This window comes from Thauera sp. AutoDN2, assembly GCF_051280715.1.
Lineage (GTDB): Bacteria > Pseudomonadota > Gammaproteobacteria > Burkholderiales > Rhodocyclaceae > Thauera.
On sequence record NZ_JBNCAR010000013.1, the window covers coordinates 68,292 to 79,004 of the forward strand.

At 64.7% G+C, this 10,713-nt stretch carries 12 protein-coding genes and 1 riboswitch; of the genes, 9 read left to right on the plus strand and 3 right to left on the minus strand.

Going from position 1 to position 10,713, the window contains the following annotated elements; translation table 11 throughout:
* Nucleotides 1–143: 143 nt before the first annotated feature.
* Nucleotides 144–524: a DUF779 domain-containing protein gene (locus ACPT9U_RS09535; RefSeq protein ID WP_418363286.1), complete on the minus strand. Its 381-nt coding sequence runs from the start codon at nucleotides 522–524 to the stop codon at nucleotides 144–146.
* An 89-nt stretch (nucleotides 525–613) separates the two neighbouring features.
* The gene (adh, locus tag ACPT9U_RS09540; RefSeq protein ID WP_418363287.1) at nucleotides 614–2,134 is read right to left on the minus strand and encodes an aldehyde dehydrogenase; all 1,521 of its coding nucleotides are present in this window, start codon (nucleotides 2,132–2,134) and stop codon (nucleotides 614–616) included.
* A 290-nt stretch (nucleotides 2,135–2,424) separates the two neighbouring features.
* On the opposite strand from adh, the gene ACPT9U_RS09545 reads away from it, so the two are divergent.
* The 5 genes from ACPT9U_RS09545 (at nucleotide 2,425) to ACPT9U_RS09565 (ending at nucleotide 6,153) form a co-directional block, all read left to right on the plus strand.
* Nucleotides 2,425–3,366 carry a ketopantoate reductase family protein gene (locus tag ACPT9U_RS09545; RefSeq protein ID WP_418363288.1) on the plus strand — a complete coding sequence of 314 codons (942 nt, stop codon included), beginning with the start codon at nucleotides 2,425–2,427 and terminating at the stop codon, nucleotides 3,364–3,366.
* A riboswitch (cobalamin riboswitch) is annotated at nucleotides 3,366–3,571 on the plus strand. It overlaps the preceding gene by 1 nt.
* A gap of 157 nt (nucleotides 3,572–3,728) precedes the next feature.
* On the plus strand, nucleotides 3,729–4,301 hold the full coding sequence (locus ACPT9U_RS09550) for a GNAT family N-acetyltransferase (protein WP_435750727.1): 573 nt from the start codon (nucleotides 3,729–3,731) through the stop codon (nucleotides 4,299–4,301).
* Between the two features lie 57 nt (nucleotides 4,302–4,358).
* On the plus strand, nucleotides 4,359–4,571 hold the full coding sequence (locus ACPT9U_RS09555; RefSeq protein ID WP_435750728.1) for a hypothetical protein: 213 nt from the start codon (nucleotides 4,359–4,361) through the stop codon (nucleotides 4,569–4,571).
* The gene (locus ACPT9U_RS09560; protein WP_435750729.1) at nucleotides 4,565–4,978 is read left to right on the plus strand and encodes a hypothetical protein; all 414 of its coding nucleotides are present in this window, start codon (nucleotides 4,565–4,567) and stop codon (nucleotides 4,976–4,978) included. The genes ACPT9U_RS09555 and ACPT9U_RS09560 overlap by 7 nt, the downstream gene beginning before the upstream one ends.
* Entirely contained in the window at nucleotides 4,975–6,153 is a 1,179-nt protein-coding gene (locus ACPT9U_RS09565) for a ribonucleotide-diphosphate reductase subunit beta (RefSeq protein ID WP_435750730.1), read from the plus strand. The genes ACPT9U_RS09560 and ACPT9U_RS09565 overlap by 4 nt, the downstream gene beginning before the upstream one ends.
* A gap of 76 nt (nucleotides 6,154–6,229) precedes the next feature.
* Here the strand turns inward: ACPT9U_RS09565 and gabD are convergent, their stop codons facing one another.
* Nucleotides 6,230–7,693: an NADP-dependent succinate-semialdehyde dehydrogenase gene (gabD, locus tag ACPT9U_RS09570; RefSeq protein WP_435750732.1), complete on the minus strand. Its 1,464-nt coding sequence runs from the start codon at nucleotides 7,691–7,693 to the stop codon at nucleotides 6,230–6,232.
* 194 nt (nucleotides 7,694–7,887) lie between these two features.
* Between gabD and ACPT9U_RS09575 the strand changes: the two genes are divergently transcribed.
* From ACPT9U_RS09575 to ACPT9U_RS09590, 4 genes are all read left to right on the plus strand, one after another.
* A complete protein-coding gene (locus tag ACPT9U_RS09575) occupies nucleotides 7,888–8,154 on the plus strand; it encodes a hypothetical protein (protein ID WP_435750733.1) in 267 nt (88 codons plus the stop codon).
* On the plus strand, nucleotides 8,151–8,276 hold the full coding sequence (locus ACPT9U_RS09580) for a hypothetical protein (protein WP_435750734.1): 126 nt from the start codon (nucleotides 8,151–8,153) through the stop codon (nucleotides 8,274–8,276). The genes ACPT9U_RS09575 and ACPT9U_RS09580 overlap by 4 nt, the downstream gene beginning before the upstream one ends.
* Nucleotides 8,277–8,347: 71 nt before the next feature.
* Nucleotides 8,348–8,866 carry a retropepsin-like aspartic protease family protein gene (locus ACPT9U_RS09585; RefSeq protein ID WP_418363294.1) on the plus strand — a complete coding sequence of 173 codons (519 nt, stop codon included), beginning with the start codon at nucleotides 8,348–8,350 and terminating at the stop codon, nucleotides 8,864–8,866.
* Between the two features lie 266 nt (nucleotides 8,867–9,132).
* Nucleotides 9,133–10,197 (plus strand): site-specific integrase, encoded by a 1,065-nt coding sequence (locus tag ACPT9U_RS09590; protein WP_435750735.1) that lies wholly within the window; start codon nucleotides 9,133–9,135, stop codon nucleotides 10,195–10,197.
* The last annotated feature ends 516 nt before the right edge of the window (nucleotides 10,198–10,713 follow it).

Consider the following 10,713-nt stretch of genomic DNA (forward strand, 5'->3'; position numbering starts at 1 on the left):
TATCTGCCCTACCGCAATGCGCGCTCACGGGCTCGCCCCCGATGTGCGGTGCCCCGAAGTCACTGGCCAGGCAGGTGCAGCGGCTTTCTCGCGCGCGCGCGCCGGGCTGGGAAACCTTGTCCTTCTGACGCTGCAGAGCGCGCTCAGCCCTTGCGCTGAAGCTCTTCAGCGTCGATTTCGGCGAGTTCCTCGTCGCTGAACAGTCGCGACCGGGTATGGAAGGCCTTGCCCGTGCCCCCCTCGAGCGAAAAGGTACCGCCCTGCCCCTCGACCACGTCGATGATCAGCTGAGTGTGCTTCCAGTACTCGTACTGCGACGCGCTCATGTAAAACGGCACGCCGCCGATCTCACCGAGACGCACGTCATGCGGCCCGATCGTGAGATCGGTGGGCAGGTAGCAGTTCGCCGCGCTGTTGTCGCAACAGCCGCCGGACTGGTGGAACATCAGCTCGGGGCCATGCTCGGCCTTGAGCTGCGCGATCAGCTCCAGCGCCGCAGGCGTGGCAATGACGCGTTCGACCATGGCTTCGTCCTCCGCAATGCAAAATAGGGGGCGGTTGCCCGCCCCCGAGGAGATACCCCGGACAGGGCATGGGGAGAGAGGACGGTCGCTCAGAAGAAGCCGAGCTTGTTCTCGCTGTAGCTCACGAGCAGGTTCTTGGTCTGCTGGTAGTGGTCGAGCATGACCTTGTGCGTCTCGCGGCCGATGCCCGACTCCTTGTAGCCGCCGAAGGCAGCGTGCGCCGGGTAGGCGTGATAGCAGTTGGTCCACACGCGGCCGGCCTGGATGGCCCGGCCCATGCGATAGGCGACGTTACCGTTGCGGCTCCATACGCCGGCACCCAGACCGTACAGGGTGTCGTTGGCGATCGAAAGGGCCTCGGCCTCGTCCTTGAAGGTGGTCACCGCGAGCACCGGCCCGAAGATCTCTTCCTGGAAGATGCGCATCTTGTTGTGGCCCTTGAACAGCGTCGGCTGGATGTAGAAGCCGTCGGTCAGGTCACCGCCAAGTTGGGCACGATTGCCGCCGATCAGAACCTCGGCGCCCTCCTCACGACCGAGCGCGAGGTAGGACTGGATCTTGGTCATCTGTTCCTGCGAGGCCTGCGCCCCCATCATCGTGTCGGTGTCGAGCGGGCTGCCCTGCTTGATGGCGGCGACGCGCTTCAGTGCGCGCTCCATGAAGCGGTCGTAGATCGATTCCTGGATCAGCGCGCGGCTCGGGCAGGTGCACACTTCGCCCTGGTTGAAGGCGAACAGCACCAGGCCCTCGATCGCCTTGTCGAGGAAGGCATCATCCTTGTCCATCACGTCGGCGAAGAAGATGTTGGGCGACTTGCCGCCCAGCTCCAGCGTGGCCGGGATCAGGTTGTTGGCGGCGGCCTGGGCGATGACGCGGCCGGTGGAGGTCGAGCCGGTGAAGGCGATCTTGGCGATGCGCTTGCTGGTGGCGAGCGGCATGCCGGCCTCACGGCCATAGCCGTTGACGATGTTGAGCACGCCCGGCGGCAGCAGGTCGGCGATCAGTTCCATCAGCACCAGGATCGAGATCGGGGTCGACTCGGCGGGCTTGAGCACCACGCAGTTACCCGCACCCAGAGCCGGCGCCAGCTTCCACGCCGCCATCAGGATCGGGAAGTTCCACGGGATGATCTGGCCGACCACGCCCAGCGGCTCGTGGATGTGATAGGCCATGGTGTTCTCGTCGATCTCCGAGATGCCGCCTTCCTGCGAGCGCAGGCAGCCGGCGAAGTAGCGGAAGTGGTCGACGGCGAGCGGGATGTCGGCGTTGAGCGTCTCGCGGATCGGCTTGCCGTTGTCGACGGTCTCGGCGTAGGCGAGCAGTTCGAGGTTGGCCTCGAGGCGGTCGGCGATCTTGAGCAGGATGTTCGAGCGCGTGGTGGCGTCGGTCTTGCCCCAGGTCGGGAAGGCCGCGTGTGCGGCATCGAGCGCCAGCTCAATGTCCTCGGCCGTGGAGCGCGCGGCCTGGGTGTACTTCTGGCCGGAAACCGGGGTGACCACATCGAAATACTGCCCCTTGACCGGGGCCACCCATTTGCCACCGATGAAGTTGTCATAACGGCTTTTGAACTGAACCTTGGCGTCGGCCTGGCCGGGCATTGCGTACAGCATGATCTCGTCTCCTCGATTTTCTGGATGCACAGCAAGTCGCTGCATCTCACCTCCAGCAGGAGTCATGCCAGAATGCGAATGCGCCTGGATTCGGGCATTCCAGCCCCACAGCACATCCCATCGGCTGTTCCCATTGGGTGGAATGAACAGGCTGAGTTGCTCCAGATGCTCCATGGAGCAGGCATGCTGGAGCACCCATCCGATGTTTATGCGACATCGCGACCGCGAAGCCGTCTGGCACGCAACAGGCAGGGATCCACTTGAAATCCGAACCGCTCCGTACGTATCGAATGGACAGTAATCTCGAGGCACCCCCTCGTGCCACACACCACAGCCAGGCCGACACGCGCTTCCCGGTTGCGATCATCGGCGCCGGCGCGCTGGGCCTGCACTTTGCTGCGCGGCTGCGCGCCGTCGTGCCGCTCGCCGTGATTGCGCGTAACGCACACCGGGTCGCAAGCCTCCGCACCGGCGTGCAAGTGGGCGAGCAAACACTCGCCCTGGAAGCCTTCGACGCTGCCCACCCCCCTGTCGCCGACTGGGTGATCGTGCTGGTGAAGGCCGCCGACACAGCGGCAGCCGCGGAAGTCGCCTCACGCATGCGCCCCATCGGCGTGCTGTCCTTGCAGAACGGGATCACCGTGGACATGCTGCGCGGGCATTGCCACGCACAACACGTGGATCAGGGCATCACCACCGAGGGCGCGTGGCGCGACGGCAACCGGGTGCAGCCCTCAGGCGCAGGCGAAACCCTGCTGCCGCCCGGGTTCGAGCCGCTCGCGCGGATGCTGGCGGACGCGGGTCTCGAGGCTCGCATCGAGCCGGAAATCACCGCCGCGCGGCTGGCGAAGCTGCTGGTGAACGTCGCCATCAACCCGCTCGCGGCGCTGTTCCGCGTGCCCAACGGCGCCCTGCTCGAGCCGCCGCACCGCGTACTGCTCAACGCCCTGGTGCGCGAGGCACTGCCGGTACTGCGCGCCAACGGCCTCGAGCTCGACGAAGCGGCCGCGCTCGCGCGGGTGCATGGCGTTGCCCGCGCCACCGCCGCCAACCGCGCCAGCATGCTGCAGGACGTCCTCGCCGGCCGCCACACCGAGATCGACGCCATCACCGGCGCCCTGCTATCCATGGCCGAGGCGGCCGGGCTCGAAGTTCCGACGCATCGCGCGGTGCATACCCTGGTGCGTACGATCGAACGCGGCGCGTTTGACAGCGCCGGGGGCCAGGGCTAACCTCCGCCCCTGTTCATGGTTGTCCGCCGTCATCGGCGGACATGAAAAGGGAATCCGGTGCCGCGCCCAGCGCGAACCCCGGAGCTGCCCCCGCAACTGTAATCGGCGAGTCCTGCGCCCTCTCTGCCACTGGAAATCTTCCGGGAAGGCTGGCGCAAGACGACGACCCGTGAGCCAGGAGACCTGCCATGCACATCACCTTCAACAGTTTGGGGCGGGGTGTCCCTGACAAGAGGCATGGCTCACACCATTTCACTTGCTCGCTTTCCTGATGGCACGGCAGCACCGTATGGCATTGCCATGCGCGTGACGCATCACGCCCGTGCGTCGGAGATCCGCCCTGCCCGCACCGGATCTCCGCCATGCCCACCGCCGACCGCCCCGCTGCAACGCTGACACCGCCGACCGATTCCAGAGGCGTCGTTCTGAGGCCGATGTTCCGCTTCGGCCCCGCCGACGCACCCCGCATCCTCGAACACCTACTTGCGCTGGATGCCGATGACCGCCTGCTGCGCTTCAGCCACGGCATCCGCGACGAAGGCATCGCCGCCTACGTCGCCACCCTCGACTTCGCACGCGACCATGTGCATGGGCTGGGCACCGCACAAGGCGACATCGTCGCCCTCGCCCATATCGCGGTGCGCGATGGGGAGGTCGACTTCGGGCTCAGCGTTACCGCAACTCATCGCCAGCACGGACTGGGCCGAGCACTGTTCAACCACGTCATAGCCCTGGCCCGCCTGCACGGCGCAGGCCGGATCGTGTGTCACAGCATCAGCCCGGCGGTACTCCACATGGCTGCCGCCAGCGGCTTCAGTCGGCCTGGCGGCAGCCACACCGCCCCCTTGACGCTGGATCTGCGGGCCGAGTCCCACGCCGGCGACGACGCCCCGCCTTGCCCGGCCCCCAGCGCAGTCAGCCTCGCGGCCGCCTGAAGCTCGCCTTCCCTCAGCAACCCGTTTCATCCGCACTCACCCAGACGAGGACCACCCGTGGACCGACTTCCGACCGAAGCACTTGATAACGCCATGCAACTCGCCGCTTTCCAGATCATCCGCCGCAATGGCGCCGTCGTTGCCTTCGATCCGAACAAGATCGCCGTCGCCATGACCAAGACCTTTCTCGCCGTCGAGGGCCGCCAGGGCGCGGCGAGATCCGCCTCTTCAAGCGCCTGCCCGCCTTCCAGCTGTGGCGCAAGATGCTGACCATGCTGTTCGAGACCGGGCATCCGTGGATCACCTTCAAGGACGCCTGCAACCTGCGCTCGCCGCAGCAGCACGTGGGCGTGGTGCATGGCTCCAACCTGTGCACCGAGATCACGCTCAACACCTCGGCCGACGAGACCGCGGTGTGCAACCTCGGCTCGGTGAACCTGCCCGCCCATCTGGTGCGCGAGCTGAAGGCACTCGGCCTGTGGGACGAGGGGATGGTGGCCGACCTCAAGTACTTCGACGGCTCACTCACCCCGATCGAGGGCATTCACGCCGAACTCAAGGCGCGTTACGCCACCGCAATGGAGAAAACCGGCACCAACACGCCGGCCACCACCAGCGACGACCCGGCGCCCAAGACCTGCTCCATTCTCGACCCCGACTGCGAGGCCTGCCAATGACCGCCTTCTTCGACGACTGGGACACGCCGGTTCGCCCTCGGGCAGCCACTGCTCCAGCCGCTACGCCAGCCTCCCGCCAGGCAGACTCCCCGGCGTCCACGGTGACGCCCACGGCGCCGGCATTCCGCCCCGACGCGGCCCTGTCCGCCACCGATGCCCGGCCGGGCGCGCTGGCACCGGTGCGTGCTGCCGACAAACGCATCGTCAACGGCCAGGGTGACATCAACCAGCTCGCGCCCTTCAAGTACCCCTGGGCGTGGGAGTTCTTCCTCAACGCCAACAAGAACCACTGGACGCCGCTGGAAATCTCCATGGCGCAGGACGTTCACGACTACCACCATCGCCTGACGCCGGCCGAGCGCCATGTGTTCGAGAACGTGCTGTCCTATCTGACCACCTCGGACATCCTCGCCATGCGCAACATCGGCCTGGCGGTGATGGAGAAGATGACCGCGCCCGAGCTGCAGATCTACCAGGCCCGCCAGGTGTATGAGGAAGCCCTGCATACCTGGACATACCAGCACTGCATCGAAAGCCTGGGCCTGGACCAGCAGGAGATCTACAACCGCTACCGCGTCGTGCCCGAGATCCACGGCAAGATCGCGCTCGCCAACCGCCGGCTCGAGCGCGTGATGCGGGCCGACTTCGACCTCACCGACCGCGACAACCTGCACGAATTCGCGCTCTCCTACCTCTTCTTCGCCGCCATCTTCGAGGGCTGCTGGTTCTACAACGGCTTCACCCCCATCTTCGCGCTGCAGCGGCGCGGGCTGATGAAGGGCACGGCCGAGCAGTTGCAGTACATCATGCGCGACGAGGTGCTGCACTGCGCCTTCGGCATCCGCACCGTGCGCACGCTCATCGCCGAGGAAAACCTGCAGCTCGATCCCGCGGCGCTCGCCCGCCTGTGGGAAGAAGCCGAGGCCGCCGAAACCGCCTACGCCGGCTACCTGCTGCGCGAGCCCATCCTTGGCTACTCGGCTGCGCAGCATATGGGCCAGTTCCGCTACATCGCCAACCGCCGCGCCCGCCAGCTCGGGCTGGCCGAGCCCTTCCCCGGCGCGGAGAACGTGCTGCCGTGGCTGGACGAGCAGGCCAACCTTCGCAAGGAGAAGAACTTCTTCGAGACGCGGGTCACGGAGTATCAGACCGGCGGCGCGCTGAGCTGGGAGTGAGCACAGGCGGACGGGGTGGCGCCTGCAGCGCCCCCCGCCACCACCGCGCAGCCTTCGCGCCGAGATCAGCCAGCGATTAGCGGATCCCGCCCATGCACAGGTACTTGATCTCGACGAAGTCGTCGATGCCGTACTTCGAGCCCTCGCGCCCGACGCCGGAGGCCTTGACGCCGCCGAAGGGCGCGACCTCGGTGGAGATGAGGCCTTCGTTGATGCCGACGATGCCGTACTCCAGCCCTTCGGCCACGCGCCACACGCGGGCGATGTCGCGCGCGTAGAAATAGGCGGCGAGACCGAACTCGGTGTCGTTGGCCATGCGGATCGCTTCCTCTTCTGTATGGAAGCGGAACAGCGGCGCCACCGGGCCGAAGATCTCCTCGCGCGCCACGCGCATCGCAGGGGTGACACCGGTGACGATGGTGGGCTCGAAGAAGGTGCCGCCGAGCGCATGGCGCTTGCCACCGCAGGCGATCTGCGCGCCCTTGCCCACCGCGTCGGCGAGTAACTCCTCCACCTTCTCCACCGCATCCTCGTTGATCAGCGGTCCCTGCTGCACCTCGCCCGAGAGCCCCGGGCCTACCTTGAGCTTCGCCACCGCTTCGGCCAGTTTCTCGGCGAAGGCGTCGTAGATGCCGTCCTGCACCAGCAGGCGATTCGCGCACACGCAGGTCTGGCCCGCGTTGCGGTACTTCGAAGCCATCGCCCCCGCGACCGCAGCGTCCAGATCGGCATCGTCGAAGACGATGAAAGGCGCGTTGCCGCCGAGCTCGAGCGCGACCTTCTTCACCGTGCCGGCGCACTGGGCCATCAGCAGCTTACCCACCTCGGTCGAACCGGTGAAGGAGAGTTTGCGCACCACCGGGCTGGCGGTAAGCTCGGCGCCGACTTCGGCAGCGCGATTGGTGGTGACGATGTTGAACACGCCCGGAGGCATGCCGGCACGTTCGGCCAGTTCGGCGAGCGCGAGCGCGCTCAGCGGCGTGTCCTCGGCGGGCTTGATCACCATGGTGCATCCGGCAGCCAGGGCGGGGCCGGCCTTGCGCGTGATCATCGCATTGGGGAAGTTCCACGGCGTGATCGCCGCCACCACGCCGATCGGCTGCTTGATGACGACGATACGCTTGTCCGCGCCGTGCGGCGGAATCACGTCGCCATAGATGCGCTTACCCTCCTCGGCAAACCACTCAATGAAGGATGCACCATAGGCGACCTCGCCACGCGCCTCGGCCAGCGGCTTACCCTGCTCTGCGGTCATCAGCACGGCAAGGTCTTCCTGGTTGGCCAGGATCAACTCGAACCAGCGCCGCAGCACGGCCGCACGCTCCTTCGCCGTACGCGCACGCCACACCGGCAATGCAGCCTCGGCCGCGGCGATTGCACGCCGCGTCTCGGCCGCACCCATGTCGGGCACGCTGGTAATTACGCTGCCGTCGGCCGGGTTGCGAACCTCAAAACGGGCATCGCCGTCCGCGTCGAGCCAGGCGCCGTCAATGTATGCGCGCGTACGCAGCAGATTGCTGTCCTTGAGTTGCATCAGCATGGACTCCTTCGGAATTGTCATGACCGGAATGGCCGCAGTCTAAACTGTTCAAGCCGACGGGCAAAAAGGCAGCGTCCGCGGCTGGAAATTCGCTCAAGCCCTCACACCGAAATGCCGAAAACGCTGCGTGCACACCGTGCAGGGGCTTTCCGTGGTCGCACGGGTACGCAACTTCACAGGGAACAGGACGACTCATGAAGAACCTCGACATCAAGGTGAAGCTCGGCCTGCTGACCCTGTGCGCCCTCGCACTGCTGGTCGCGCTCGGTGGCTTCTCGTTCTACCAGGCGGGGCAGTTGAACAGCACCCTGACCAAGGTGATCGCGGACAACCAGAGGCTGATCGATGCGGTCGACACTGCACGCAGCGCCCAGGTGAGCTTCAAGACACAGGTTCAGGAGTGGAAGAACATCCTGCGCCGGGGCAAGGACGCGGGTTCGCCGTGGTCGCGAAGAACATGAAACGCATTTCACAGTCTGCGGACGAAACCAGCACAGCCGCTCGAGACATGAGCGACTCGGCTACACGCCTGCGCGAACAGACCGGCCTGCTCGCGCAGACAATTGCGGGCTTTCGCACCTGAGCAGGGCGTCGCCCATCCCTGCAGGTACGCAAAGGGTCCAGCGCCGGAGCGCGACGGCAAGACACTTTCTCATGACCAACTCAGACCACACGCATCGCAAGCTTGGGCGCCGCATGGGTTTGCTCGCAACCCTGGCATTTCTCGGCTTCGGCTGGGCGACCTTCGATGGCGTCCTCAAACACCGCGAGGACCCCAACCGTGCGTTGACCGTTGCGCACGGCACGGAAGAGTGGGTGCTGCAACGCAATCGCGCCGGCCACTACTTCTCACCCGGCCTGATCAACGGCCAGCCCGTTCGCTTCCTGCTCGACACGGGCGCGACCCACACGGCGGTGCCGGCGCACCTGGGCCCGCAACTCGGCCTGAGCCCTGGAGCCCGTTCGATGGTTTCCACCGCCAACGGCAGCGTGATTGTCCATGCCACGACCATTGCATCGCTCGACATCGGGCCGTTCCGCTTCGCCGGCGCCCCAGCCCACCTGAATCCGGGCATGCGTGACGACGACGTGCTGCTCGGCATGAGCGTTTTGAAGCACCTTGAGTTTACGCAACGCGGTGATGTGCTGGTGCTGAGGAAGCCATCCGGCTGACGGTCCCGGTGAGGCTCAATGTGACCTTGGACGTGCCGTCCTCTCCCGGCTGCGCATCCAAGGCGCACCACGAAAGTAAAACGCCCAAGCGACTGAATCACTTGGGCGTTTTACTTGAATTACTGGTCGGGGAAAGAGGATTCGAACCTCCGGCCCCTGCGTCCCGAAAGCCGCCGCCAGAGCAAGTATATACTAGGCTTTAAGGTAATTTCTGATTTGTTGACGGTTTGTTGACGGAGTCCGCCTCGGCGCAGAGGGAGTGAGACATGGCTTGCATCAGAGAACGTGGAAAGTACCAGTGGCACGCGGAGGTGAACAGAAAGGGGTACCCGCGGGTCTCAAAGACCTTCGAGACGAAGGCTGACGCAGAGCGCTGGGCTCGCGGCATCGAACGCGAGATGGATGCGGGCGAGTTCCGCGATCGCAGACCTGCGGCCGAGATGACCCTCGGAGCAGCCATGGAGCGCTATCTCCGTGAGGTGTCGCCGCAAAACAAAGGCCACGATGTCGAAAAGCTCAGGCTGAACGCACTTCTGAAACAGAAACTAGCCAGTTACAGCTTTGCTGCACTGACGCCGGAGATCATCACACAATATCGCGACAAGAGGCTTGAAAAGGTCAGACCAGCAACGGTTCGACGTGAGTTGGACCTCCTCTCGCAAGTGATCAGCCACGCGATCCTCGACTGGCACATTCCGATTGCAAATCCGATCAGCCTCACAAGACGGCCTCCACCGTCAAAGGCTCGTGATCGACGACTGGAAAGCAATGAGGAGGCCACCCTGAGGACAACGCTCACCTCGGGCGGACGAGACGAGAACGGCGCATTCACTAAGGGAACGCGTAACCCATGGATCAATCCGCTGTATGAGCTCTCGATCGAAACGGCTGCGAGGCGCTCCGAGTTGCTGGGGGCAAGATGGGAAGATGTTCACCTCGAAGATCGCTACATCTGGAAAGAAGACACGAAAAACGGCGACAGCAGAGAAATACCGCTGAGCGCCAAAGCAGTAGAGATTCTCAAGCGCCTCAAGACGATGCACGACCAGTGTGTCGCCGCAGCCCGCGAAGCAGGAAAGACCTTCGCGGATGACCGAGTTTTCAAAACCACCGAGAATGCTGTCAAGAAAGCATGGGCGCGTGCGAAAGCGCGAGAAGGTATCACCGACCTGCGCTGGCACGACCTTCGGCACGAAGGCACCACGCGTGCAGCGGCGAAACTATCCAACATCATCGAGCTGTCAGCTTACACGGGTCACAAGGACCCCCGCCAGCTGAAGCGCTACTACAACCCTCGAGCAAAAGATATCGCAGCAAAGCTCGACGGCTGAGCATCGCTCACTGCACTTCGCCCTCGCCTACCCGCCCCTGGTGGGCACCAGCAACTACAACCCGCCCAGCCTACAACATTCCCGATGCATGAGCTTGCTAAGATCCCCTCAGAGGCCACAAGGATCCTAGAATGCTGATGCGGTACTACCACGCGAAGGCTTCTGATCTGGCGCTGAAACTCGAGCGAGCACTCGCGTCAATGTAAGCGATCCCTGGATCCAAGAGTCAGTCGGGTACCGCCTACTTCAAGCACCGCTCCTTCCTGAATATCCAGTGACCCCGCGTCGATTAGTTCATTGGCATGAGGGCTCACCGGCCGGACCCGACCCACAAGAGACACTCATGGCGTAGCTGGTCCTGTGGCAGGTCTCTGCGTGAAGCAGGCAGCCCAACGCACATAGGCCACGGGCCGCTACTGGCCGTTATGAACAGCTATCCATAACGGTCATGGTAAGGCCAACGCTCGTCGTTCCGGCAGCTGACCGCACAAAGGTGGCGCCGCCATGCATTCGCGC